A 25,144-nucleotide genomic window follows, 5' to 3' on the forward strand; every position below is an offset into this window, starting at 1 on the left:
GCGGCCCCCCTGTCCCTTACTGCCCCCGTCGCGCCATGAAGGCCAGCCGTTCGAACAGGTGGACATCCTGTTCGTTCTTCAGCAGCGCCCCGTGCAGCGGCGGGATCAGCTTTTTCGGGTCGCGCTGGCGCAGCACCTCGGGCGACACATCCTCCACCAGCAGCAGCCGGATCCAGTCCAGCAGTTCCGACGTGCTGGGCTTCTTTTTCAGGCCCGGCACCTCGCGCACCTCATAGAACAGGGTCAGCGCGTCGCGCAGCAGATCGGCCTTCAAGCCCGGATAATGCACCTCCACGATGCGGGCCATGGTCTCGGCATCGGGGAAGCGGATGTAATGGAAGAAACAGCGGCGCAGGAAGGCGTCCGGCAGTTCCTTTTCATTGTTCGAGGTGATGATGACGACGGGGCGCTGGATGGCCTTGATGGTCTGCCCCGTCTCGTAAACGAAGAATTCCATCCGGTCGAGTTCCTGCAACAGATCGTTGGGGAACTCGATATCCGCCTTGTCGATCTCATCAATCAGCAGCACCGGCGGATTTTCCGCCTCAAACGCGGTCCAGAGCGGGCCTTTGCGGATATAATTGGCAATGTCATGCACGCGCGCATCGCCCAACTGGCTGTCGCGCAGGCGGCTGACGGCATCATATTCATAAAGCCCCTGCTGGGCCTTGGTGGTGGATTTGACGTGCCAGGATTGCAGCGGCCGCCCCAGGGCCTTGGCCACCTCCTGCGCCAGCACGGTCTTGCCCGTCCCCGGCTCGCCCTTCACCAGCAGGGGCCGTTGCAGGGTGATGGCGGCATTGACCGCCACCCGCAGATCATCGGTGGCGACGTAATCCTGGGTGCCTTGGAAACGGGTCATGCAGCCAATCCCTATGGCGTTTTTACAAGCTGGGTGAAATCGGACCAATGTTCGACCTTGAAGGCCCGGATGGCGAACATCAACGGTCCCGTGGATCGTCAAGAATAGCGGAAAGGCGGTAATCCACCTCCTCCCCGCTTTCAATCACGCGGATCCGCATCATCCGGTCGCCATCAGGCAAATCCTGGCCGGCGTCCAGGATTTCATAAACAGGACCGACCGGGCCGAAGCGCCGCCATGTGCCCACCAAACTCGCGGCAATAGGAAGATGCCCCTCCATATCCGCCACTCCCAGGATCAAAGGCCAAGGTAGTGAGTATCGCATAAACCGGTCTGGCGAGAAAACGGCTGTAAAAAAGGCTGTGACCGCATCACGGCCACAGCCTTTAAACCTCAACCCGCTAGGGCCGCTTCCACTGCCGCGATCGCATCCGCCGCCTTGTCCCCATCGGGGCCGCCGGCCTGGGCCATGTCGGGGCGGCCGCCGCCGCCCTTGCCGCCCATCGCCCCTGCGGCGACGCGGACCAGATCAACCGCACTGACCTTGGCAACCGCATCCTCAGTCACGCCAACCACCACCGATGCCTTGCCATCGGCCACGGCGATGGCGACGACAACGCCGGTGCCGACCTGCTTCTTCAGCTCATCGGCGAACGGCTTCAAATCCTTGGCCGGCAGGTCGGCAACCACGCGGCCAATGAAGCCCAGACCGTTGATCTGTTTCACTTCCGATGCGGCACCGCCACCACCACCGCCCAGCGCGACCTGGCGGCGCAGCTCGGCCAGTTCCTTTTCCAGCTTGCGGCGTTCATCCACCAGGGCCGTGACCTTGGCCACCACTTCGCCCGCCGGCACCTTCAGCGCCTGGGCTGCTTCCAGCAGGCGGCCCTCCTGCTGTTCCAGATAGGCCAGCGCGCCGGCACCGGTCAGTGCTTCCACCCGGCGGATGCCAGCGGCCACGGCACCTTCCGACACAACCTTGAACAGGCCGATATCGCCCGTGCGGCGGACATGGGTGCCGCCGCACAGTTCCACGGAGAATTCCTTGTTGCCATGGGCATCCACGCCACCCATGGAGACAACGCGGACCTCTTCGCCATATTTTTCCCCGAACAGGGCCATGGCGCCGATCTCAATGGCGGCATCCGGGGTCATCAGGCGGGTCGTCACCTCGCTATTGCCCCGGATACGCTCATTCACCTGGGCTTCCACTTCGGCAATGTCGGCAGCCGACAGCGGCGTCGGCTGGGAAATGTCGAAGCGCAGGCGGTCGGCAGAAACCAGCGAACCCTTCTGGGTCACATGCTCACCCATGCGGCGGCGCAGCGCCTCATGCAGCAGGTGGGTGGCGGAATGGTTGGCGCGGATCGCCCCACGGCGGGCACCATCCACCTTCAGTTCCACCGCATCGCCGACCGCCAGCGTACCCTTGGTCACGCTGGCGACATGGGCGAACACGGCACCCAGCTTCTTCTGCACATCCCGGACAGTGACTTCCGCGCCTTTGGCGGAGATCATCAACCCGGCATCACCGACCTGACCGCCGGATTCGCCATAGAACGGGGTCTGGTTGGTGACAACCAGCACTTCTTGGCCCGCCTCGGCCTTGTCCAGCCGCTTGCCTTCCTTGTCCAGGATGGCAGTGACGGTGCCCTCAGCCGTTTCGGTGTCATAGCCCAGGAACTCGGTCGCCCCCAGCTCGTCCTTCACCTCAAACCAGACGCGGTCGGTCGCAGCCTCACCGGAACCAGCCCAAGAGGCGCGGGCCTTCTTGCGCTGTTCATCCATGGCGGCGTTGAAGCCATCCACATCCACGCCGCGCTTGCGCCCGCGCAGCACATCCTGCGTCAGGTCCAGCGGGAAGCCATAGGTATCGTACAGCGTGAAGGCGACATTGCCCGGCAGGGCCTGGCCGTCGGCCAGATTGCCCTCTGCCTCGTCCAGCAGCTTCAAGCCGCGTTCCAGCGTCTGCTTGAAGCGGGTTTCTTCCAGCCGCAGCGTTTCGGTGATCAGCGCCTGGGCGCGCACCAGTTCGGCATAATGGCCGCCCATTTCGCGCACCAGGGCCGGCACCAGACGGTGCATCACCGGTTCCTTGGCCCCCAGCATATGGGCATGGCGCATGGCGCGGCGCATGATGCGGCGCAGCACATAGCCGCGCCCTTCATTGGACGGCATCACGCCATCAGCAATCAGGAAGGAGCAGGAGCGCAGGTGATCGGCGATCACCCGGTGCGAGGTGGCCTGCGGCCCCTTCAGGCTGGCACCCGTCGCCTCGGCAGAGGCTTCCAGCAGGCCCTTGAACAGGTCGATATCGTAATTATCATGCACGCCCTGCAACACGGCGGACAGGCGTTCCATGCCCATGCCGGTATCGATGCTGGGCTTCGGCAGGGCGACACGCTCGCCGCCGGGCAGCTGCTCATACTGCATGAAGACGAGGTTCCAGATTTCGATGAACCGGTCGCCATCTTCATCCGGGGAACCCGGCGGGCCGCCGGGAATATGGGCACCGTGATCATAGAAGATTTCCGAGCACGGGCCGCAGGGGCCGGTATCGCCCATCATCCAGAAATTATCGGACGTGGGGATGCGGATGATCTTGTCGTCCGAGAAGCCGGCGATCTTCTTCCACAGGCCGAACGCCTCATCATCGGTGTGATAGACGGTGACGGTCAGCTTCTCCTTCGAAATGCCGAATTCCTTGGTGATCAGGTTCCAGGCCAGCTCAATGGCATCGGCCTTGAAATAATCGCCGAAGGAGAAATTCCCCAGCATTTCAAAGAAGGTGTGATGGCGGGCGGTATAGCCCACATTTTCCAGGTCATTATGCTTGCCGCCGGCGCGCACGCATTTCTGCGAGGTGGTGGCGCGGCTATAGGGGCGCGCTTCCTGCCCGGTGAAGACGTTCTTGAACTGCACCATGCCGGCATTGGTAAACATCAATGTCGGGTCGTTGCGCGGTACAAGCGGGGAGCTGTCGACCACGGCATGGCCATTCTTCCCGAAATAATCAAGGAAGGTGGAGCGGATTTCGTTGACGGTCTTCTTGGACATGGAAACGGCCTGGCTCAAGCATGGTCGCGACAATGCGGGGCTTGGGTTTTACCGCGCCATGCCGGGCCTGTCCATGCCCGGATCGGTCGGGGGCGGCTTGCAGCGCGCGCCCCCGTGGCCCCTTCATACGCCGGCAATCACCTGATTGAACGCCTGCACGGCGGCCGCAGGACCATTGGGGTGGTTCCACACCCCACCACTGACGGCCAGGAAATCGGCCCCGGCTTCCACCAGCACGCGGCAATTCTCCACATTGATGCCGCCAATGGCGACACAGGGGATTTCCATCATCTCCTGCCACCAGGAGAGGATTTCCGGTTCGGCCCGCGCCTTGGGCTCCTTGGTGGACGTCTCGAAAAAGGCGCCGAAGGCGACATAATCGGCCCCATCTTCACCGGCCACCATCGCCAGATGCCGGCTGTCATGGCAGGTGACGCCGACAATGGCGTCGCGGCCCATGATCTTGCGGGCCTGGGCATAGGGCGTATCTTCCTGCCCCACATGCACCCCGTCGCAGCCACCCGCCGCCGCCAGATCGGGCCGGTCGTTCAGGATGAAGGCGACCTCGCGTTCCTGCACGATGGGGCGCAGCGCGTCGATGGCGCGCTTCACCACATCATCCGCCACATCCTTCAGCCGCAACTGCACACAGGCCACATCGCCGGCATCCAGCGTGGCGGCCAGCAAGGGCTTGAAACTATTCAGGTCCAGCGTCGGCGGGGTGATCAGGTAGAGGCGGCAGTCGGTCATGGTCTTCTCTGGACGATAAAAGCAAAGGCCCGGTGCGGTTCGCCGCACCGGGCCCGAAGCTGGTACTCTATAGCAAGGGTCAAACCTGTTGACCCTTGCTATCCGCGCCGACCGGCGCGGCGCCCGCACGTGCGGGCGTGAGCCAAGCCGCCGGATGGCGGCGCCCGGCGCCTGAGGGAACAAGCGTAACTTTTATTCCTTGCCCTGGTAGATTTTCACCAGCTTGTCCAGCAGGGCCAACGCATCTTCACGGCTACGCTGGAAGGCGTTGCGGCCGATGATGGAGCCGTTGCCGCCACCATCACGGATGGCGCGGGCATCTTCATACACCGCATCCTCACCCTTGGCGGCACCGCCGGAGAAGACAACGATGCGGCGACCATTGAAGCTGGCCTGCATGATGTGCTTCACGCGTTCCGCCAGGGTTTCGCGCGGCACATTGTGCTTTTCATAGATCTTGCGGGCTTCTTCCTGCTCCAGGTCCGCCGTCGGCAGCTTGACCTTGATGATATGGGCGCCGAGCAGGGCGGCCATATGGGCCGCGTAGGCGTCCACATCCAGGGCCAGTTCGCCCTTCTTGGAGATGGCACCACCGCGCGGATAGGACCAGATCACCGTGGCGATACCCTTGGACTTGGCTTCGCGCGACAGTTCGCGGATTTCCTCGAACTGGTTAAACTGGGAATCGGAGCCCGGATAGATGGTGAAGCCGATGGCCGACGCACCGATGCGCAGGGCATCATCCACGCTGGCGGTCACGGCCTGATCGGCATTTTCCTTGAAGGTAGACAGGCTGTTGGCGCTGTTCATCTTCAAGATCAGCGGGATGGAGCCGGCGAAGGTCGCGGCACCGGCTTCCAGCGGGCCCAGCGGGGCGGCATAGGCCGACAGCCCGGCATCAATGGCCAGCTGGTAGTGATAGTGCGGGTCGTAAGCTGCCGGGTTCATGGCGAAGCTGCGGGCCGGGCCATGTTCAAAGCCCTGATCCACCGGCAGGATCACCAGTTTGCCAGTACCGCCCAGCCGGCCTTCCATCAGGATGCGGGCGAGATTGGCCTTGGTGCCGGGATTATCGCTCTCATACCAGGAAAGGATTTCTTTGACGCGGCGCGTGAGCTTCATTGTTGGGTTTCCTGCCGTGGTTCGTGGGTCGGAACGACCAAAAAGAGTGCCGGTTTGATAGCCCAACCGACCCCGCATTGCAACGCGGCAGGGCCGTCAGGTAGTGAAGGCAAAAGCACTACATCCCTTTTATATCAAGCTGTTGGCTCAGCCATTGCCGAAGCGATGCATCACGGTTGCGTATCCAACACGGCTCAATGGTACAGGCCGGGCGCTGGTACAGCGTGGCCCCATGTGCCGCCGCCAGCCCCAGCAGCCGGCCGATTCCATCATCGGGCAAGCTGGGCGGCGGCGCAAAGGCGATGGCCGGCACCCCGGCCCGCAGGGCGGCCAACACCTGCCCCGTCTGGTCCGCCGCATCCAGCAACAGCAGGAACGGGGCGCCACGGGCCGCCTGTTGCAACCCCTCCCCCAGGGCGGCCCACCAGCCGGCCCCCGCCAGCCCGGCAATACCGGGGGAAGAGGTGAGAATCACCGGCCGGCCGGCCGCCAGCTCCAACACCAATTGTCCCGCCGCCGCCCCATCAATCCGTACACAGGGCCAGGGGGGAAGGGCGGCGAAGCCGGAGGGCGTGGCAGACATGGGCGCTTTCAGAGACAGGGTGATGACAGGTGCGGGATCATACCCCCCTGCCCCGTCAGAAGGAATAAACCAGCGTGGCGCGGCTGACCGTATCGGTGGCCTTGCGGTCATCGGGCGGATCGCTCTCATTCCTGACCGTGAAGCTGATCTTGGCGGAGAACAACGCATTGATCCGGGTGGTCAGGGCGCTGGTCGCCTCCAGCGTGCGGTTTTCCGCCCCGATCAGCGTCTTGGCCGTCTGGCTGAAACTGGCATCATCGCTGAACCGTTAGCTGAAGGCGCTGGCGGCGCGGAAAACGAATTCATGTTCGGTGAAGGCCGGATCGGTGTCGCTGGCGGCATAGAGCGTGTGGCGCGCACCGGGGCCGCCTTCCACCTCCAGCTTGGTGGTGCCATTGTCGATCAGCACATAACCCAAACCGACGGTTTCGGTGAAACGGTGGCGGTAGCCGGCAAACATGTCGCGTTCCCAGCCGAATTGGCCGGCGGCATAAAGGGCTTCATTGATGAAATAATTCGGCTCGTAACCAGCGCTGTAGCGCTGCTTGTTGGTGCGCCCCTCGCTGCGCTGATAATCGGCGGCGGCAATCAGCCGGTGACGCCAATCCATGGTTTCCTTGGTCAGGGCCAGACCGACGGCCAGGGCCTTGTCATCGCTGTTGCCGGTGGAAAGCGAGGCACCCAGTTCCCCCGTACCGGTCCAACCGGACAGGATATGGCGACCATTGGCTTTCTTCGCCGCCAGCGCCTGGGTTTGGCGCTGCTGGCGCAGGCTGTCGCCCAGCGCGGTGATCGGCTCCGCCTGATCCGGGAAGGCGGCCAACGCCAGGCTGATGGTCTTGTCCAGGGTGGCGGCATCGCCATCGGCGGCGGCCTGGCGGATCATCGCCTCCACCCCGGCCGGCAAGGCGGGGGCGGGTTCAGCGGCAGCGGCCACGGGGGAAAGCAGCAGGCAAAATGCCAGCACGGCGGCGGCACGCGGCGTGCGGGTCGACGGCGCAGAAATCAGCATAGGAAGGGTCGATGCTCCGGTTTGCGGGCCCGGCAAGGGCGGGGAGCATCGGAAACTGACGGCAGGGATCGACCGAATCAACCCTGCATAAGGCAATAGGCGGGAAGCGGCCGGCATTGCGGCCGCTTTCCCAGATCATCCTATTCCAGCAAGGAGCGCAGCATCCAGGCGGTCTTTTCATGGATCTGCAGGCGCTGGGTCAACAGGTCGGCCGTCGGCTCATCGCCGGCTTCCTCCACGGTGGGGAACAGGGCGCGGCCGGTGCGGGCCACCGTCTCATGCCCATCGACCAATTGGCGGATCATTTCTTCCGCCTTGGGCACGCCGGTTTCCTCCGCAATGCTGGTCAGCTTGGCATATTGGGTGTAGCTGCCGGGGGCCGGGAAGCCCAGGGCGCGGATTCGTTCCGCAATCTCGTCCACCGCCGTGTGCAGTTCCGTATACTGCGCCATGAACATGGTGTGCAGCGTATTGAACATCGGGCCGGTGACGTTCCAATGGAAATTATGCGTCTTCAGATACAGCGTGTAGCTGTCGGCCAGCAGGGCGGACAGGCCTTCGGCGATCTTTTCCCGGTTCTTGTCGGAAATACCGATATTGATGCTGGGGGCCTTCTTGGCCATGGCGCTTCATCCTCAAAGGGTTGGGAGACACACCCCTTAAGATAGGGTGTAAAGCGCACAAGCAGAACGACAAAAGCGGATGCCAGGGGCGGGAAATTGCCGCAAGGGCATGAATGTACAAAAGGCAGGGGTGGCCGCGTTGATCGCAGGGGCGTTAAGCGGCCACCCCCTCAAGGTGCAGCGGGTTATGGGCAAACCCGCGCAACGACGCCGGATAAGGCATGCGGAACCGGCGCCGGTGCCTCATCGGAACCTGTCAGGGTCCCAAAAGCAAAATCAAGGGCAGATGGCGGAATCGCGGGGCTGACTTCTCAGATGGACCCATCCAGATCAGGCCAGCGTGCTCGCGGCACTGGATGAACCATTCTTGCCGCTGTTGTTGTTTGTGTAGGACGATACAGCCTCTTGCAATTTGGCAATCAACGCGGAAATGCCGGAATCCTCATCATCCTGGCTGGTACTGCTGTTCAGTATGCTGGCCAGATTATCGCTGGATGATGCATCTTTCTCATTGCTGTCACCGCTGGCGGCGGGGGGTGGGCCACCCGGCGGGGGGCCACCCGGCGGGGGTGGACCCATCATCGCCTGGGCGCCATCGCCCCCGCCCGATTCTTGCGCGCCCAACAGGGCACCCCGTGTTGAAGAGGCCATGCCCTGAAAGGCTGTTTCCATCTCGGCCTGGGTGAGCGAGCCATCGCTGTCGCTGTCCATACCGTTGAAGATATTTTCAACATTGTTGGCCCCCTTGGGCGCACTGGCGGAAAACTCCTCCAGCGAGAGGGCACCTGACTGGTCGGTATCCACGTCTTTGAATTTAGGGGGCGCGGGCGGACGCGAGGAATGGGACAGCGCAGAGGTGCTACCGCTGGACAGGCTGGAGATGCTCATGATCGTTCCTTCGGAACAGGGTTTGGAACAGAGCCACCCCTTTTACGAAGCCATGCAAAACAACCTGTCGCTGCTTAATCGCGCGTCGCCGATTTTTCTGCAAACAGCGCGATCAGCCGCCGGACGATCAGGGCAGCCCCGCCTGCCGCCGCGCGGGCGAAGCTGGGGAAATCCACATGGCTGTCGCCACCAGCCAGATCGGACAGGGCCCGCACCACCACCAGCGGCAGGCCAAACCGCTCCGCCAGTTGGGCCAGGGCTGCCCCTTCCATCTCCACCGCCTGGGCCTGAAAACGGTCATGCAGGTCGGCGCGGGTGGCGGCACAATTCAGGAAATAATCGCCGGTCAGCACGGTGCCGAACCGGGTCGCCGGCTGCCGTGCCTGCCCGCCGGTGGCCGTCGCCGGCATGGCGGGCAGTTCCAGCCCGGCCAGGACCGCCGCGATGCGCCCTTCCAGCCCGGCCGGCAGGTGATACCCAACCGGCCCTTCCAGACCCGGCAGCGGCGGCACGCCCGGTTGATAGGGTGTCAGCCGTCCGTCGCAAAAGGCGCCATAATCATGCTGGATCAAAGTGCGGGCGATCACCACATCGCCAATGCCCAGATCCGGGTCCAGCCCGCCGGCCACGCCGGAGAAAACCAGCGCCCGCACGGCAAAATGCTGCGCCAGCAGGGTGCCGACAATGGCGGCATTCACCTTGCCGATGCCAGCCTCCACCAGCACCACCGGCACGCCATCCATGTCACCGGCCAGAAACCGGAACCCCGCCAGTTCCGTTACCGCCGTCACCTGCAGATGCGCCCCGAAATGGCTGATCTCCTCCGGCACGGCGCAGATCAGGCCGATGGGGCGGGCGTGGGTGGTCATGGTTCAGGCGCTCCGATGGGGGGAAGGTGTCGGCAGAATGCGGTGGTGGGGAGAAGAAAGGCAAGATCGGTCAGGCACCGGCCCCTGCCCTGCCCTATGATCCCCCCATCAAGGAAGGGCGGGGATGTCGGGATGGCGGCAGGTTACAGCAGACGGATGGCGCGGGTGATCCGCCATATTCATCAGCATCTGGATGGCGATCTCAGCCTCACCACCCTGGCCGGCATTGCCGCCTTCTCACCCTTCCATTTTCACCGCCAGTTCGCCGCCCATGCTGGCATGACGCTGAACCGCTATGTGCAGCGCGTGCGGTTGAAACGGGCAGCGCACTGGCTGGCCTTCCGTCCTGGTCTTTCCATCACCCAGGTGGCGCTGGAGTGCGGCTATGCCAGCCCGGAATCCTTCAGCCGCCTGTTCCGCCAGACCCTGGGTCAGTCGCCCAGCGCCTTCCGCACCGCGCCAGATTGGGCCGGCTGGCGCCGCGCGCTGGCCATGATGAAAGAGGAGAGTGCCCCCATGACGCAACCCTTCACAGCCTATCAGGTCCGTCTGGTCGATTTTCCGGCAACACGGGTGGCGTTCCTGCGCCATCAAGGTGATCCGGCGCTGATCGGCGACAGCATCCGCCGCTTCATTGCCTGGCGGCAGGCGAACCGGCTGCCGCCCGCCATCAGCGCCACCTTCAATATCTTCCACGATGATCCCGACAGCGTGGCCCCAGACGCTTATCGGCTGGATATCTGCGCCGCCATCACCGGCCCGCTGGCCCCCAATGCGGGGGGCGTGGCGGAGGGCATCATCCAGGGCGGTCCCTGCGCCGTGCTGCGGCAGGTGGGGGCGGGTGATGATCTGCGCGCCGCGGCGCGCTTCCTTTACAGGCAATGGCTACCCGCCAGCGGGCGGGAGGCGCGCGGCTTCCCGCTCTTTGCCCAGCGGCTTCGTTTCTTTCCCGATGTGGCGGAGGATCAGGCCGTCACCGACCTGTTCCTACCGCTGACGGCGGCGGCCTGATCACGCCAGCCGCTGTTCCACCGCCGCCGACTTGATGGCCTTTTGCAGCTTTTCGAACGCCCGCACCTCAATCTGGCGCACGCGTTCGCGGCTGATGCCATATTGGGCGGACAGGTCTTCAAGGGTCGTCGGCTCATCCCGCAGGCGGCGTTCAGCCAGGATATGCCGTTCGCGTTCGTTCAGCGATTTCATGGCATTGGCCAGCAGCGCCTGACGCTTGCCCAGTTCCTGCTGTTCACCCAGGCGGATTTCCTGGCTGTCCGTTTCATCCACCAGCCAATCCTGCCATTCCCCCTCGCCATCCACGCGCAGCGGCGCGTTCAGCGAATGGTCGGCGGCGGCCAGCCGGCGGTTCATCGACACCACATCTTCTTCCGGCACATCCAGCGTCTGGGCGATCTTGGTCACCGTTTCGGGGGCCAGATCGCCCTCGTCGATGGCCTGCATCTGCCCCTTCAGCTTGCGCAGGTTGAAGAACAGCTTCTTCTGCGCCGCCGTGGTGCCCATTTTCACCAGCGACCAGCTATGCAGAATATATTCCTGAATGGCGGCCCTGATCCACCACATGGCATAGGTGGCCAGCCGGAAGCCCCGTTCGGGATCGAACCGCTTGACCGCCTGCATCATGCCGACATTGCCCTCGGAAATCAGTTCCGACACCGGCAGCCCGTACCCGCGATAGCCCATGGCGATCTTGGCAACCAGGCGCAGATGGCTGGTGACCAGCCGGTGGGCGGCCTTGGTGTCCTCATGCTCCCGCCAGCTCTTGGCCAGCATATATTCCTCTTCCGGCTGCAGCATCGGAAACTGCCGGATTTCGGTCAAATAGCGGGACAGGTTGCTTTCAGAGCTGACAACCGGGATGGCAGGTACGCTCGGCATGGTCATTCCCCCTTCATGGGCTTGTTGCCCCCGTCCGGCCCTGACAAGGCACCGGCGGCGGCCAGCATTGCAGAATGCGGCGATACGCAACGGATACCGGCCATGGTGGCCCGGCCTCTGTTGCGCAACGCCGCCATTATAGCGTCTCCAGCGACTGGATTAAGCCCCTGAAATCATCCGGTAACACAGTTTCGAAGCGCCGCTTCTCCCCCGTGGCCGGATGGATGAACTCAATGGCCGCTGCGTGCAGGGCCTGACGCGGAAAACCATTCAGCGCCTGTTTCTGCCCGTCCGACACGCCGCGCGTGCGGCCGGGGCGGATGCGGCCATAGACCTGATCGCCCACCAGCGGATGGCCGATATGGGTCATGTGAACGCGAATCTGGTGGGTACGCCCGGTCAGCAGCTTGCATTCCACCAGGGAAGCGGCCAGACCCAGCGGGCGCAAAACACTATAACGGGTAACGGCCGGCTTGCCGCCGCGTTCCAGCACCGCCATGCGTTTACGGTCGCTGGGGTGGCGGCCGATATTGCCACTGATCTCGCCTGCGCGCGGATTGGGCACAGCCCAGACGACCGCCTGATAGGTGCGCGACAGCGACCGGTCGGCGAACTGGGCCGACAGGCCCTGATGCGCCTTGTCATTCTTGGCCACCACGATCAGGCCGCTGGTATCCTTGTCCAGCCGGTGGACGATGCCGGGCCGGCGCACCCCGCCAATGCCCGACAGGTCGGCCCCGCAATGGTGCAGCAGGGCATTGACCAGCGTGCCATCATGGTTGCCAGCGGCGGGATGCACCACCATGCCGGCCGGCTTGTCGATCACCAGCAGATGCGCATCCTCATAGATGACCGACAGCGGGATATCCTGCGGCTGCGGCAGTGCCGGGGCGGAGGCCGGCACGGTGACATCATAGTGCTGGCCCTGTTTGACCCTGCGGGACGCGTCCAGTATGGTTTCGCCGCCCGTGGCGACATGGCCCTGCGCGATCAGCGCGGCCAGCCGTGACCGCGACAGGCCGGCCCCGGCCAATGCCTCTGCCAATGCCCGATCCAACCGGTCGCCCTCACGCGACGGGTCGATCAGCACCTGATGGAAGCCAGCATTGCCCGCTTCGGCGGCGTCATCGGCGCCACCATCGACCAGGTCGTCATCCAGATCGTCAAAGTCCAGCCCGGCCCCAAGGCCGGCTGTCTCCAACGCAGGAAGTGCGGTACGTGCGGACACTGAAACTTCTCCTCATCCTCGGGGCCCTGATCATTGCTGCGGGCTTCGCATTCCTTGGCTACGAAGTCTACAAGCGTTCGACCGACCCCGACCATCCGCGTAAATTCAGCGAACGGTTCGGCACCAAACAGACAGCGCCGGACGCCACCAGCCCGAACCCCAACCCCGCCGCCCCGCCGACCAACGCCGGCGAACCGGTGGCCATTGGGCCGCTGACCGCCACCCCGCTGGCCCTGCCCGCCGGGGCAGAGCTGTTGCCGGGTCTGGCCAGTGTCGGCGGGCGGATCGCCCTGCAGGTGCGCCAGCCCGATGGGCGGGTGCAGGTTCTGCTGGTTGATCCGCGCGATGGGACATCCCATCTGCTGGTCACCACCACGCCGGCCGGCCCTTGATCCTCTTGTGACAAAATGCGGGCCGACCGACGCCTGTTGCCGTGATTCATGTCACAGGCAACCCCACTTTCCGCTGGATCAAACGTTAAATGAATTTCATGTCGGATAATGTGGCGGGTGCCGCGCCGGAAATCATGGCCGCCCTGCTGCAAGCCAATGGTGGCACCGCCCCTTCCTATGGTGCCGATGCGATTACCAAGCGGCTGGAACAGCGCTTTGCCGATCTGTTCGGGCGGGCGGTGGCGGTATTTCCGGTGGCGACTGGCACGGCCGCCAATGCCCTGGCCCTGGCCCAGTTCACCCCGGCCTGGGGTGCCATCTATTGCCATGCCGAAGCACATATCCAGGCCGATGAATGCGGCGCGCCGGAAATGTTCAGCGGCGGGGCCAAGCTGGTGCCCCTGCCCGGCCCGCATGGCAAACTGTCACCCGACACCCTGGCCGCCGCCCTGGACCGGGCACCGAAGGGCTTTGTCCATGCCGTGCAGCCGGCCGCCCTGTCGCTGACTCAGGCGACGGAGGCCGGCACCGTCTATTGCCCTGACGAGGTGGCAGCATTGGCCGAGATTGCCCACCGCCATGGATTATCGGTTCATATGGATGGCGCCCGCTTTGCCAATGCCGTCGCCCATCTGGGCTGCGATCCGGCGGAGGTGACGTGGCGGGCGGGCGTGGATGCGCTCTCCTTCGGTGCCACCAAGAACGGGGCCTTGGGCGCAGAGGCGGTGATCTTCTTCGATCCCGCCAAGGCGGCGGATTTCGCCTATCGCCGCAAGCGTTCGGCCCACCTGTTCTCCAAGATGCGGTTCCTGTCCGCGCAGTTGGATGCCTATCTGGCGGACGGGCTATGGCTGCGGCTGGCCGCCCATGCCAATGCCATGGCCGCCCGGCTGGCCCAGGGGCTGGCCGCCCTGCCCGGCGTCACCCTGGCCCACCCGGTAGAGGCTAACGAGATTTTCGCCGCCCTGCCGGAAGCGATGATCACGCATCTGCAGACCCATGGCGCCGGCTTCTATCGCTGGGATGGGCAGGTGGTACGGCTGGTGACGGCCTGGAACACGCCGGCCGCCGATGTGGAACATTTCCTGGCGCTGGCGGCGGCGGCAGCAGAAAAATGACGGGAAGGTGAAAAAAGGGCTTGCCCGAACCCGATCAAGCCTATACACACCCCCTCCACCGCGAGGCTCTAGTCCCCATCGTCTAGAGGCCTAGGACACCGCCCTCTCACGGCGGTAACAGGGGTTCGAATCCCCTTGGGGACGCCATCGCTCGTGTGTACCTACAAAAGCCCGGCTCTCAGCCGGGCTTTTGTCGTTTCTGCTTTGGCAAAAAAATCTACCGAGAAGTGGTATATCAACAGACCCCTATTGATCGACGTGTATATTTCACCCTAATATATCTGAAAGGATAGGTATTCTAAAATTCCTCTAAAAGGTGATGCAATGGATCTCAGTTCCAAAGTGGATTTGCCCGGCATCGCCGGCATGGTTTACGATGAAAAACGCGATTTGATCTATTTCACCACCCGCACCGGCACCGTAGAGCGCTGGTCACCCACCGAGCAGAAATTCCTGTCCCCCATTAAGCTGGGTGGGACGCTGGCTGACCTGGATATTACCGCCGATGGCAGCTATCTGCTGGTGGCGCAATCCAATACGACGGCGGTCACCGTCAGTGATTTCTGGTGGAACGACCGATACAAGGACACAATTCATCGCATCAATCTGGATACGCTGAAGGTCCAGGATTTGAACTTCCTCGCCGAGGGACAGGAACGCGGCACCTATGATATTGCCATCGCCGGCAATGATACGGCCCTGGTCACCACTGATTTTTCCGGTTCCGGCTGGAACCCGCTGCGTTGGTTCGATGCCGATGCCAACGCCTTCATCACCCAGCCCCTCATCAATTCACAAGGCGGCACTGTCACTGTCAGGCAATCTTCTTATCTGATCCCGTCAGAAAATAACCGCTATATCCTGATCCTGGAGAGCAACATCTCCAACGCGCAGATGCAGCTCTATGATGTCCAGGCCGGCAATATTGTTTCAAGCGGTGACTTGTATGCTTTCAATAGCAGTGGCTTCAACAACGGATCCGGTGACATTTCCGAAGCACGTGGCCTCGCCTTTAACTTAGGATATGCCTTCGATTTCAAATTTTCTCTGGCAAAAAACCTGGGTGCCCAGGGCTATTATTCCGGGGAATTCTCTGGCACCGGCAATTACCTCTTTGCTCAACGCACTTCCGGCGAAGTGGTTATCATGGACACCCATAGCTGGACGCCGGTAGGCATATTCGCCGTAGATGATACGGCGGAGATCAAGACCGGCAGCCTGGAACTGATGGGCAAGGATGGGCGCTATCTGGTCGGGCAAACGGCCACCGGCTTTGCCGTGCTGGATCTGGCAGAAAAGCTGAAGCTGGATCTGACCGGCGATGACCGCGCCAATTTCATCAGTGGCGAACTGGCCGCCGACACCTTGCGCGGCGGCGCCGGGGCCGACACGATCAGCGGCTTTGGCGGCGATGACCAGCTGTTTGGCGATGATGGGCGCGATGTTCTCAATGGCGGCGCCGGGAACGATACGCTGAATGGCGGCAATAGCGACGATATTCTGATCGGCGGCGCCGGCGATAACGTGCTGAATGGCGGGGCCGGTATTGATGTCGTCCGCTATGATGGCCCGCGCAGCAACTATCAGATCAAGGTGGATGGCAACCAGGTCATCGTCACCGGCCCGGCCGGCACAGGCACCGACACGCTGACCGGGGTGGAGCTGCTGCAATTTGATCATCAGGTGACGCCCGTCACCCCCCTGAAGATGCTGGAAAATGGCACCCTGTTCGATGAAGCGGGCTATCTCGGCCAATATGCCGATGTGGCCGCTGTCGTCGCCTCTGGCGCCCTGGGCTCCGGTGCTGAACATTATCTACGCTATGGCCAGTATGAAGGGCGCAGCCCCTTCGGGCTATTCAACGCCAACTATTATCTGGAAAAGAATCCGGACGTGGCGGCGGCAGTAAAGGCCGGCATCATCGGCGCCTGGCAGCATTTCCAGCAATATGGCTGGCGGGAGGGACGTGACCCCTCCGCCCTGTTCGATGTTTCCGCTTATTTGCAGGCAAACCCGGACGTGCAGGCGGCCGGCATGAACCCGCTCTTCCATTATCTGGCCAATGGCATGGCGGAAGGCCGCGCCACCAGCGTCGCCGACGTGGATTATTACGGGTTATATTAAAGGCAACGCCGGGCGGTATGGGGCCCTCAGGCCGCCGTACCGCCCAAGGGCCCGGTCCGATAGAGCGTCACCTTGATGCCCCCATGCAGCACCGGGTCGGCATTGGGCAGGAAGGGCAGTTCCGTCACCTTCGCCAAGGCCGGTTCATTGGTGATGATACCCACCCGCCAGCCCCGGAAACGGTTCATCAACACCTTGCCCAGCGTGCCGTACAGCGCATAGAGCTGGCGCGTATCGCCGATACGGCCGCCATAGGGCGGGTTCAGGATCACCAGACCCGGCCGACCTTCCGGCGGGTTCAGGTCGCTGATGGCATGATGCTGGAAATCCGTCCAGGCGGACACGCCGGCGCGGGTGGCGTTTTCCTGGCTCATCTTGATGGCGCCGGCATCACGGTCACTGCCGTAAAAACGCATGGTCGGCGGCGCGGCCGGTGCCGTTGCCTTCAAGGCTTCCCAGGCGGCCGCATCAAACCCGGCAAGCTTTTCAAAGGCAAAGGAACGGGCGCGGCCCGGCTTGAGGCCGGCGGCGATTTCCGCCGCCTCAATGACGAAGGTACCGGAACCGCACATCGGGTCCACCACCGGTTCCTTACCGTCATAGCCGCATTGGCGCAGGAACAGCGACGCCATCGTCTCCCGCATCGGTGCCTTGTTCACCGCCTCCTTATAGCCGCGCTTATGCAGTGGCTCGCCCGAGGTGTCGATGCTGAAGGTACAGAGATCATCATCAATGCGGGCCTTGATGGTGATCTCCGCATCCTCAGCAATGGGGGCGCCCAATTCTTCGGTGATGGCGCGGGCGATGCGCTGGGCGGCCGCACCGGCATGATAGATGCGGGATTGGGTGCAACTGGCATCCACCCGCACCGGCACATCGGCGTGCAGAAAATCCGCCCAGGAGAATTTACGGGCCCGCTTGTCCAGCTGCGCCAGATGCAGCACCCGGAACCCGCCAATGCGGGCCAGCACCCGCGTGGCACCGCGCAGTTCCAGATTGGCGCGCCAGACCTCCCGCCAACCGCCATGGGTGACAACACCGCCCTTGCCGGGCTGCGGACGGGTGAAACCGGCAGCCTTCATCTCCGCGCACAGCGCGGATTCCAGGCCGGGGGTGGTCACCACATAGATTTCGAATGGGGTCTGGTCGCTCATAGCGCCTTGATATCGTGCCGCCTGCGGGTGGGCGAGGGCTTTCTCACCATGGCACCCGTGCCGTCGGGCAGGTGATTTTCACGGACATGAAAAAAGTGCTTGCGTCCCGATCAGGAGCCCATTATACACCGCGCCACCTCACGGACACGTCCCCATCGTCTAGAGGCCTAGGACACCAGCCTTTCACGTTGGTAACACGGGTTCGAATCCCGTTGGGGACGCCACCGTCCGCACTTAAGTGCTTGTGAGTAAAACGAAAAGGCCCGACGGCAACGTCGGGCCTTTCGCTTTTCCGGAAAATCTTGCATATAAACAGAGAATTTGTACTATTGAATTATCCGCTAAGATTTTGGGCAGGCACCATGCCGAACGAAAAAAACGACGTTTTGAATGCAGCCACCACCCTTTCGCGCAACCCGCTAGGCATAATAGCTCTTTTCATAGTTTTAGTTTATAGTATTGCAACATTATTTGCCGCCACATCAAGTGGATTAACCACAAGCGAGAAAGTTCCTTTGATATATTTTATCATAATTTATCCAGTCCTGGTTCTCACCATTTTTACATGGCTCGTTATAAAACACCCTGTAAAACTATTTGCACCCACGGATTTTAAAAATGAAAGAAATTACATAGAAACAATTCAAAAAGAAGTTTCAACAGCGACATCTCTTGCTCTCGCTGTAAAAAAGGACAGCGAGCCCTATACCGAAATAAATGTAGAAGAAATAGTAAAAACAGTAAACAAAGCACTGTCAGGAAGATGGGAAGATAACAAGACGTGGAGAAATCACATTCTGTGGGTAGATGATAGGCCACAAAATAATATATATGAAAGGAAAGCTTTTTCAGAATTAGGGATTAGATTTACATTAGCATTATCGACCGATGAGGCATTAACAGAAATTGAAAATCACCGATTTGCAGCAATCATTTCTGATATGGGGCGTCAAGAAGGTCCGCGCGAGGGATATAAGCTTCTAGACACATTAAGACAAAGAGGCAATCAAACACCGTTATTTTTCTATGCCGGTTCGAACGCCCCAGAACATAAAAAAGAAACTGAAAAGCATGGCGGTCAAGGTTGCACGAACAATGCACAGGAATTATTTCAGATGGTAACAAAGTCCATTATATTGGGATCTTAAATCCAACATATTACGACTTTCCGAGGAAAATGATACACCAGATCAATAAACCAGCTCGTCCTCGCCCTTGCCGCTGGCAATGACGATTTCGCCGCGCGCGGCCATGTCCTTGGTCAGCTGCACCATATACATCTGTGCCTCGTCGACATCGCGCAGGCGCACCGGCCCCATGGCGCCCATATCCTCGCGCATGATCTTGGCGGCGCGTTCGGACATGTTGGTGAAGAACATGTCCTTCAGCGTGTCTGACGCGCCCTTCAGCGCCGTGGCCAGCTTCTGCTTGTCGACATTGCGCAGCAGAGTCTGGATGCCGCTGGGGTCCAGCTTGGACAGATCCTCGAACGTGAACATCAAGGCACGGATACGTTCGGCGCTGTCGCGGTTACGCTCTTCCAAGGCGGCCAGGAAGCGGCTTTCCGTATTGCGGTCAAAGCTGTTGAAGATTTCCGCCATCATTTCGTGCGCATCGCGGCGGTTGGTGCGGGCCAGGTTCGACATGAATTCGGTGCGCAGCGTGCGCTCGATATCGTCGATCACTTCCTTCTGCACCGCCTCCATGCGCAACATGCGCATGATCACTTCCATGGCGAAGCTTTCAGGCAGAAGCTGCAGCACGCGGCCGGCATGGTCGCCCTTGATCTTGGACATGATCACGGCCACCGTCTGCGGATATTCATTCTTCAGATAGTTGGCCAGCACCTGCTCATTCACATTGGTCAGCTTGTCCCACATGGTACGGCCGGCGGGACCACGGATTTCCTCCATGATCTGGTCGACCTTGTCCTTGGGCAGCACCTTGGTCAGCAGGCGTTCGGTACTGTCGAACGTACCGACCAGGGAGCCGGTGGAACTGATCTGTTCGGCAAATTCCACGAACAGGCGTTCCACCAGATTGGAACTGACCGAGCCCAGATTGGCCATGGTCTGCGACAGTTCCTTGATCTCGTCATCGCCCATCAGCGCGAACAGCTTGGAGGCGATTTCTTCCCCCAGCGCCAGCATCAGGATGGCGGCTTTTTCGGGACCGGTCAGACCGCGGTAATCTTCACGGACGCGCATGGCCATGACGGCAAACTCCCCGGAAACGCAAAACCTGTCGGATCAGGTATCAAAATAGCGATTGGCCTCGAACTCTAGCATAGGCCGATTGACAGGTTAATCTGCCTTGTGCACGCGCCTGTTCAGGCCGGGCGGCTGCCATAGGGGGCCAGTGGCAGGTCAAAGCTGGCGATTGTCCCCCGCCCCAGCTCACTTTCCAGGCGCAATTGCCCGCCATGGCAGCGTACCAGCTCGTGCGACAGCGCCAGCCCCAGGCCGGTGCCCTTGGACCGGCTGCTTGCATCGCCAGCCTGCTCATAGGGTCGGCCCAGCCGGGCCAGATCGGCCGGCGCGATGCCATCGCCATTATCCCGCACCGTCAGAACCAGCCGTCGTCCCCGGCGATGGGCCGATATCTGCACCACCCCGCCCGCCGCCGTAAATTTCACCGCGTTGGAAAGCAGGTTCAGCAGCACCTGCTTGATGGCCCTTGCATCCACCTGCACCAGATGCCAATCGCCCTCCGACAGCAGCTCAATCGTCACCTTGCGTTCAAAGGCCAGCCCGCGCACCAGCCGCACCACCTGATTGACCAGGGCCTGGCTGTCAAACGGGGCGGCGCAGAGTTCCAGCTTGCCAGCCTCTACCCGGGCGATATCCAGCATGTCATTGACCAGATCCAGCAGATGCTGGCCGCTGGTGCGGATATTCTCGACAAATTCCTTATAGGCCGGGTCGCCCAGCGGCCCCATCACCTCCCCCGCCATCAGGCCGGAAAAGCCGATCACCGCCGTCAGCGGGGTGCGCAATTCATGGGTCATGGTGGCCAGGAACAGGGAGCGGGCGGCCAGTGCTGCCTCCGCCTGTTCGCGGGCCTGACGGCTTTCCGCCTCCGCCTTCCGGCGCGCAGCCAGTTCGGCCACGGCCTGCATCCCGGCATGGCGCAGCTCGATCAGCTGCATGGCCGTCTGGGCCAGATCGCGCAGCACCTGCCGGTCACGGTCGCACAAGTGGCGGGGCTGCCGGTCGATGACGCAGAGCGTGCCCAGCCGGTGGCCGCTGGGGGTCAGCAGCGGGGCGCCAGCATAAAAACGAATGTCCGGCGCGCCCGTCACCAGCGGGTTGTCGGCGAAGCGCGCATCCAACAGCGCGTCCTCCACCTCCATAATGTCAGTGCCCAGGATCGTATGGGCGCAAAAGGCCATTTCGCGCGGTGTCTGCGGGGCCTCCAGCCCGTAGCGGGCCTTGAACCATTGCCGCGTCTCATCCACCAGGGAAACCAGGGCGATGGGGGTGCCGATCAAGGTGGCCGCCATTCGGGCCAGCCGGTCAAAGGAATCCTCCGGATCGGTATCCAGAATAGCATAGCCATGCAGACTGGCGACGCGTTCCCCTTCATCCTCTGGTATTGGCGGCAATTTCATCATGCGGGTGGGCCGCTTGTTCTGTAAAAATATTCACGCGAGTATAAACGGCTTTGGCGCGCTTGACGATAGGCGCCATGCGGACATCTGCATCAACGGAATGGAGACGATCATGCAGCCCCCTGCCCTTCCCCCCATCGTGGCTCTGGGCGATGACGGGCCGGCACCGGAAAGCTATCGCCCGCCGGCGGATCGCATCCTGGCGGGCGATCCGGTGCAGACCGTCTCCAACCGCTTTGCCAGCGCCGACGGGCGCTTCAATTGCGGGGTCTGGACCTGCCAGCCCGGCAAATGGCGGGTGATTTTCAGCGAGAATGAGTTCTGCCAGTGGCTGGAAGGGGTGGTGCTGGTGACCGGCGATGACGGGCAGCAGCGGCGCTTTCAGGCCGGCGATGCCTTCGTCATGCCCGCCGGCTTCACCGGCACCTGGGAGGTGCTGGAGCCGGCGCGCAAATATTATGCGGTCTATGAGTGATGCCAATCTGCCGCGGGCGCGGATGCCCCCGCCGTCAGTCCGGCCAGCGGCGATGTTGCCACATCCACTGGCCGGGATCGTCGCGCACCCAGTCGCCCAGCAGATCGTTAAGCTGGTGCATCACCACCGCCGCGTCTGCCCGCATGTCGCCACTGCGGGTAAAGCGCAGCGGCGGCAAGGCTTCCACCCGGAAGCGCGCCGGCCCCAGCCGGATCACCCGCAGCGGCACCGCCGGAAGGTCATAGCGCAGGGCCAGATCGGCCAGCAGCGTGCCCGTCATGGCATCGCGGCCCAGGAAGGGCACTGGAATGCCCTCGTTCAGTTTCTGGTCGATCAGCAGACCAACATGGTTGCCGGCGCGCACAGCATCCACCAGACCGCGCGCCGCCTCCTTCCCCTTGGGCACCATATGCCCGCCCAACGCGGCGCGGGCGCGGGCCAGCATTTTGGCGACATAGGGGTTATTGGGCCGGCGGAACACATAGGTCAGGTCCAGCCCGAAGCGGGATGCGGTGATGCCGCATAATTCCCAATTGGCGAAATGACCGGTGAAGACGATGCCGGCCCGCCCGTCATCGGCCAAGGCCTGCAGATGTTCCGCCCCCACCAGTTCGACATGCTGGGGATAATGGGCGGCGATCCGGTCCAGATGCACATATTCGCCGAAGGTGCGGCCCAGATTGTCCCAGGCCTGCCGCACCACCCTCTCCACCGCCGGCCCGTCCAGTGCCGGCAGGGCACGGGCGACGGCGCGCCGCATCCGCGCTGAGGAGGGCAGCAGCGGGCCCAGCGTGCGCATGATAAAGCCACCGACATTCGACGCCGCCACCGGCCCCAGCAGCCGCATGGATGTGATGAAGATCCAGGCCAGCGCCGCTTCCAGCCGATAAAGCACCAGGCGGTTGAGCTTCCGCCGCAATTGGCTATGCGTCGCCATTGCCTACCCCGATCACACCATCCAACAGACGATCCAGCGCCGCCGCATCGCCCAGCGCCACCTGCACCGGCAGGATTTCCACCTGCGCCCGCAGCGCTGGCGGCAGCCGCATGGCATCCTTTTCCGTCGTCACCGGCAGCGCGTCCAGTGCTGCCGCCCGGCGCAGCAAGGCCGCCAGCTCATCCGCCATGTAAGGGTGATGGTCGGGAAAAGGAAGGGTGGCCACCGGCATGGCGCCGATGCGGCGCAGCGTGTCGAAGAATTTTTCCGGCCGGCCGATCCCGGCAAAACCCAGCACCCGCCGCCCGGCCAGTCGGCTGGCCGCCACCGCATCGGGCACCAGCGCGGCGGTCAATAAGGGCAGCCCAGCCGCCGCCGCCGCATCGCGCACGCCCCCCGCCGCCGGCCCTTCCTGGCCCATCAGCAGCACGGCCTGGGCGCGGGCCAGCCCAGCCGTCACCGGCTCCCGTAGGGGGCCGGCGGGGATCACCCTTCCATTGCCGAATCCGGCCCCGGCATCGGCAACGATCAGGGAAAAATCCTTCGCCAGGGCTGGATTCTGGAAACCATCATCCATGATGATGGCCTGCACCCCGGCATCGCGCATCGCCCTTGCCGCCGCCACCCGGTCCCGGCCAATCCAGGCCGGGATATGCCGCGACAGCAAGAGCGGCTCATCCCCCACATCGGCGGCCGTGTGGCGATCCGGGTCAACGCGCAGCGGCCCCGTCAGCCGCCCGCCATGCCCGCGTGACAGGGCAGCGGCATCCAAGCCGCGCGCCCGCAGCCGTTCCACCAGATAGCGTACCAGCGGGGTCTTGCCGGCCCCGCCGGCCACCAGATTGCCGACGCAGATCACCGGCACCCCCGCCTTGACCGGCACACCCTGTCGCAGCCGCCGGGCCGTCACGCCCGCCCACAGGCAGGCCAGCGGCGCCAGGGCGGCAGCCGCCAGCCCTGGTGGGCGATACCAGAATCCCGGCGCCTTCATCGGCCCATCCCGGCTTGCCGCAGCAGCGGGGCCAGGGCTTCCATCACCCGGTCAATGGCCTGGGCATTGGCCTCTGCCACGGCGCGGGCGGCATCGGCCTGGGTCTGGCGCGCGGACCCATCCTCAAGCAAGGCTGCCACAGCCGGCGCCAGCTCGTCCGGTCCCGCCAGCCGGCGCGCCCCGCCGGCCTGTTCCAGCGTCGCCGCGATTTCCGCGAAATTATGCATATGCGGGCCATAGAGCACGGCACTGCCCAGCAGCGCCGGTTCAATCGGGTTATGGCCGCCCACCGGCACGAAGGAGCCGCCGACCACACTGACCGGACAGAGCCGGAACACCAGCCCCAATTCCCCCAGCGTATCGATCAGAAACACATCCGTGTCCGGCCCCGGCCGCTCCCCCCGCGACCGTCGCGCCACGCGCAGGTTGGCCGCCGCCAGCAGATCGGCCACCGCATCGCCGCGCGGCGGATGGCGCGGCACCAGCACCAGCAGGGCCTTGGGATGGCTGGCGCGTAAGCGCAGCTGGGCGGCAATGGCCGCCTCCTCCTCCCCGGCATGGCTGGAGGCAAAGCACCAGGGGTGCCGCCCCGCCAGCCGTTCGGCCAGCAGGGCCTGTTCCCCCGCATCGGCCGGCAGCGGGGCGGCGGAATATTTCAGATTGCCCAGTGCGCGCACATCGCCAATGCCCAGGGTGCTGAGATAATCCGCCTCCACCTGCGTCTGCGCCAGGGCCAGCTGAAATACCGACAGCAGGCGCCGCGCCGCTGCCGGCGCGCGGCGCCAGTTGCGAAAGCTGCGCGCACTCAGCCGCGCATTGACCAGGGCGCAGGGAATCGCGCGGCGGCGGATGCCGGCCAGCAGGTTGGGCCAGAATTCAGACTCGATCCACAGCACCAGATCGGGGTGCCAATGGTCCAGAAACCCATTCACCGCCACCGGCAGATCGACCGGCACATATTGGTGGAAGGCGCGCGGCCCTGGCAGCCGCTTGGCCATCAGTTCGGCCGAGGTGACTGTACCCGTCGTCACCAGCACATGGCAGGCCGGATCAACCGCCAGCAGCCGTTCCACCAGCGGCAGCACCGCCAGCGATTCCCCCACGCTGGCGGCATGAACCCAGACCAGCGGCCCCATTGGCCGTGCCCTTCCCGGCCGGCCCAGCCTTTCGCCCCGGCGGGCCACATCTTCCTTGCCGCGCAGCGCCCGCCGGTCCAGCAGCCGCCGCACGGCCGGGCCGGCCAGATGGGTCAGGGCGCGATAAATCAGCTCAAGCATGGAACAGGGAACTTCTCCGGGGCCAGGGGCCTGCCTGTGTAGCATGGGCGATGCCGCCGCCGCCATGCCGGCCATCCGGGGAGGGTGCGACCCAAACTTGTCACGAGCTCTGGCGCTTTCCGCCGCCCGGCCGCCGCAATCCCGCCCAGATGCCGGGTCAGCCTGTACCTATCCCCAGG

23 protein-coding genes, 2 tRNA genes and 1 pseudogene are annotated in these 25,144 nt (G+C 63.1%); 8 read left to right on the plus strand and 18 right to left on the minus strand.

All coding sequences use genetic code 11. The annotated features are described in order from the left end of the window. Positions 1-16: 16 nt before the first annotated feature. The 10 genes and pseudogenes from CHB97_RS10735 to CHB97_RS10785 form a co-directional block, all read right to left on the minus strand. Positions 17-862: a MoxR family ATPase gene (locus tag CHB97_RS10735; RefSeq protein ID WP_089287960.1), complete on the minus strand. Its 846-nt coding sequence runs from the start codon at positions 860-862 to the stop codon at positions 17-19. A 79-nt stretch (positions 863-941) separates the two neighbouring features. Continuing rightward, on the minus strand, positions 942-1,142 hold the full coding sequence (locus CHB97_RS10740) for a DUF5397 family protein (protein ID WP_089287961.1): 201 nt from the start codon (positions 1,140-1,142) through the stop codon (positions 942-944). 113 nt (positions 1,143-1,255) lie between these two features. Continuing rightward, on the minus strand, positions 1,256-3,919 hold the full coding sequence (gene alaS, locus CHB97_RS10745) for an alanine--tRNA ligase (protein WP_089287962.1): 2,664 nt from the start codon (positions 3,917-3,919) through the stop codon (positions 1,256-1,258). 123 nt (positions 3,920-4,042) lie between these two features. Beyond that, positions 4,043-4,669, minus strand: a complete 627-nt coding sequence (thiE, locus tag CHB97_RS10750) for a thiamine phosphate synthase (RefSeq protein ID WP_089287963.1) — start codon at positions 4,667-4,669, stop codon at positions 4,043-4,045. A 192-nt stretch (positions 4,670-4,861) separates the two neighbouring features. Continuing rightward, a complete protein-coding gene (locus CHB97_RS10755) occupies positions 4,862-5,791 on the minus strand; it encodes a class I fructose-bisphosphate aldolase (RefSeq protein ID WP_089287964.1) in 930 nt (309 codons plus the stop codon). Positions 5,792-5,909: 118 nt separating this feature from the next. Continuing rightward, positions 5,910-6,374: a hypothetical protein gene (locus CHB97_RS10760; RefSeq protein ID WP_089287965.1), complete on the minus strand. Its 465-nt coding sequence runs from the start codon at positions 6,372-6,374 to the stop codon at positions 5,910-5,912. Positions 6,375-6,429: 55 nt separating this feature from the next. Then, a pseudogene (locus CHB97_RS10770) lies at positions 6,430-7,503 on the minus strand (YdiY family protein). Between the two features lie 23 nt (positions 7,504-7,526). Continuing rightward, positions 7,527-8,009: a Dps family protein gene (locus tag CHB97_RS10775; RefSeq protein WP_089287968.1), complete on the minus strand. Its 483-nt coding sequence runs from the start codon at positions 8,007-8,009 to the stop codon at positions 7,527-7,529. Positions 8,010-8,339: 330 nt separating this feature from the next. After that, positions 8,340-8,897 (minus strand): hypothetical protein, encoded by a 558-nt coding sequence (locus CHB97_RS10780; protein ID WP_089287969.1) that lies wholly within the window; start codon positions 8,895-8,897, stop codon positions 8,340-8,342. 74 nt (positions 8,898-8,971) lie between these two features. Continuing rightward, the gene (locus tag CHB97_RS10785; protein ID WP_089287970.1) at positions 8,972-9,766 is read right to left on the minus strand and encodes a 5'-methylthioadenosine/adenosylhomocysteine nucleosidase; all 795 of its coding nucleotides are present in this window, start codon (positions 9,764-9,766) and stop codon (positions 8,972-8,974) included. Positions 9,767-9,898: 132 nt separating this feature from the next. Between CHB97_RS10785 and CHB97_RS10790 the strand changes: the two genes are divergently transcribed. Continuing rightward, on the plus strand, positions 9,899-10,777 hold the full coding sequence (locus CHB97_RS10790; protein WP_089287971.1) for a GyrI-like domain-containing protein: 879 nt from the start codon (positions 9,899-9,901) through the stop codon (positions 10,775-10,777). Here the strand turns inward: CHB97_RS10790 and rpoH are convergent, their stop codons facing one another. Further along, positions 10,778-11,659: an RNA polymerase sigma factor RpoH gene (rpoH, locus tag CHB97_RS10795; RefSeq protein ID WP_089288117.1), complete on the minus strand. Its 882-nt coding sequence runs from the start codon at positions 11,657-11,659 to the stop codon at positions 10,778-10,780. A gap of 136 nt (positions 11,660-11,795) precedes the next feature. Further along, positions 11,796-12,887, minus strand: a complete 1,092-nt coding sequence (locus tag CHB97_RS10800; RefSeq protein ID WP_244559495.1) for an RluA family pseudouridine synthase — start codon at positions 12,885-12,887, stop codon at positions 11,796-11,798. Between CHB97_RS10800 and CHB97_RS10805 the strand changes: the two genes are divergently transcribed. From CHB97_RS10805 to CHB97_RS27040, 4 genes are all read left to right on the plus strand, one after another. Further along, positions 12,878-13,279 carry a hypothetical protein gene (locus CHB97_RS10805; RefSeq protein ID WP_089287972.1) on the plus strand — a complete coding sequence of 134 codons (402 nt, stop codon included), beginning with the start codon at positions 12,878-12,880 and terminating at the stop codon, positions 13,277-13,279. The two genes, CHB97_RS10800 and CHB97_RS10805, sit on opposite strands and share 10 nt — an antisense overlap. A gap of 89 nt (positions 13,280-13,368) precedes the next feature. After that, the gene (locus tag CHB97_RS10810) at positions 13,369-14,397 is read left to right on the plus strand and encodes a low specificity L-threonine aldolase (protein WP_089287973.1); all 1,029 of its coding nucleotides are present in this window, start codon (positions 13,369-13,371) and stop codon (positions 14,395-14,397) included. A 71-nt stretch (positions 14,398-14,468) separates the two neighbouring features. Next, positions 14,469-14,544 (plus strand) — tRNA-Glu (locus CHB97_RS10815). 177 nt (positions 14,545-14,721) lie between these two features. Then, positions 14,722-16,521, plus strand: coding sequence for a calcium-binding protein (locus CHB97_RS27040; RefSeq protein ID WP_089287974.1), 1,800 nt, complete (start codon positions 14,722-14,724; stop codon positions 16,519-16,521). Positions 16,522-16,547: 26 nt separating this feature from the next. On the opposite strand, the gene CHB97_RS10825 is transcribed toward CHB97_RS27040, so the two are convergent. Beyond that, complete coding sequence (locus tag CHB97_RS10825; RefSeq protein ID WP_089287975.1) at positions 16,548-17,675, minus strand: class I SAM-dependent RNA methyltransferase; 1,128 nt, start codon at positions 17,673-17,675, stop codon at positions 16,548-16,550. Between the two features lie 148 nt (positions 17,676-17,823). On the opposite strand from CHB97_RS10825, the gene CHB97_RS10830 reads away from it, so the two are divergent. Together CHB97_RS10830 and CHB97_RS10835 are read left to right on the plus strand one after the other, a co-directional pair. Continuing rightward, positions 17,824-17,899: transfer RNA gene (locus CHB97_RS10830), tRNA-Glu, on the plus strand. A 138-nt stretch (positions 17,900-18,037) separates the two neighbouring features. Then, on the plus strand, positions 18,038-18,823 hold the full coding sequence (locus tag CHB97_RS10835) for a response regulator (protein WP_089287976.1): 786 nt from the start codon (positions 18,038-18,040) through the stop codon (positions 18,821-18,823). 42 nt (positions 18,824-18,865) lie between these two features. On the opposite strand, the gene fliG is transcribed toward CHB97_RS10835, so the two are convergent. Together fliG and CHB97_RS10845 are read right to left on the minus strand one after the other, a co-directional pair. Further along, on the minus strand, positions 18,866-19,888 hold the full coding sequence (gene fliG, locus CHB97_RS10840) for a flagellar motor switch protein FliG (RefSeq protein ID WP_089287977.1): 1,023 nt from the start codon (positions 19,886-19,888) through the stop codon (positions 18,866-18,868). 116 nt (positions 19,889-20,004) lie between these two features. Then, a complete protein-coding gene (locus CHB97_RS10845) occupies positions 20,005-21,288 on the minus strand; it encodes a GAF domain-containing sensor histidine kinase (protein ID WP_089287978.1) in 1,284 nt (427 codons plus the stop codon). A 109-nt stretch (positions 21,289-21,397) separates the two neighbouring features. Here CHB97_RS10845 and CHB97_RS10850 point away from each other — a divergent pair, with 109 nt between their 5' ends. After that, positions 21,398-21,760: a cupin domain-containing protein gene (locus tag CHB97_RS10850; protein WP_089287979.1), complete on the plus strand. Its 363-nt coding sequence runs from the start codon at positions 21,398-21,400 to the stop codon at positions 21,758-21,760. Positions 21,761-21,794: 34 nt separating this feature from the next. Here the strand turns inward: CHB97_RS10850 and CHB97_RS10855 are convergent, their stop codons facing one another. The 3 genes from CHB97_RS10855 to CHB97_RS10865 are packed head-to-tail and all read right to left on the minus strand — an operon-like array spanning position 21,795 to position 24,965. Then, positions 21,795-22,697, minus strand: coding sequence for a lipid A biosynthesis lauroyl acyltransferase (locus CHB97_RS10855; RefSeq protein ID WP_089287980.1), 903 nt, complete (start codon positions 22,695-22,697; stop codon positions 21,795-21,797). After that, positions 22,684-23,688 carry a tetraacyldisaccharide 4'-kinase gene (gene lpxK / locus CHB97_RS10860; RefSeq protein WP_089287981.1) on the minus strand — a complete coding sequence of 335 codons (1,005 nt, stop codon included), beginning with the start codon at positions 23,686-23,688 and terminating at the stop codon, positions 22,684-22,686. The genes CHB97_RS10855 and lpxK overlap by 14 nt, the downstream gene beginning before the upstream one ends. Continuing rightward, complete coding sequence (locus CHB97_RS10865; protein WP_089287982.1) at positions 23,685-24,965, minus strand: 3-deoxy-D-manno-octulosonic acid transferase; 1,281 nt, start codon at positions 24,963-24,965, stop codon at positions 23,685-23,687. Before CHB97_RS10865 ends, lpxK begins: the two co-directional genes overlap by 4 nt. Positions 24,966-25,144 lie beyond the last annotated feature (179 nt).

This window comes from Azospirillum sp. RU38E, from assembly GCF_900188385.1.
Taxonomy (GTDB): domain Bacteria; phylum Pseudomonadota; class Alphaproteobacteria; order Azospirillales; family Azospirillaceae; genus Niveispirillum.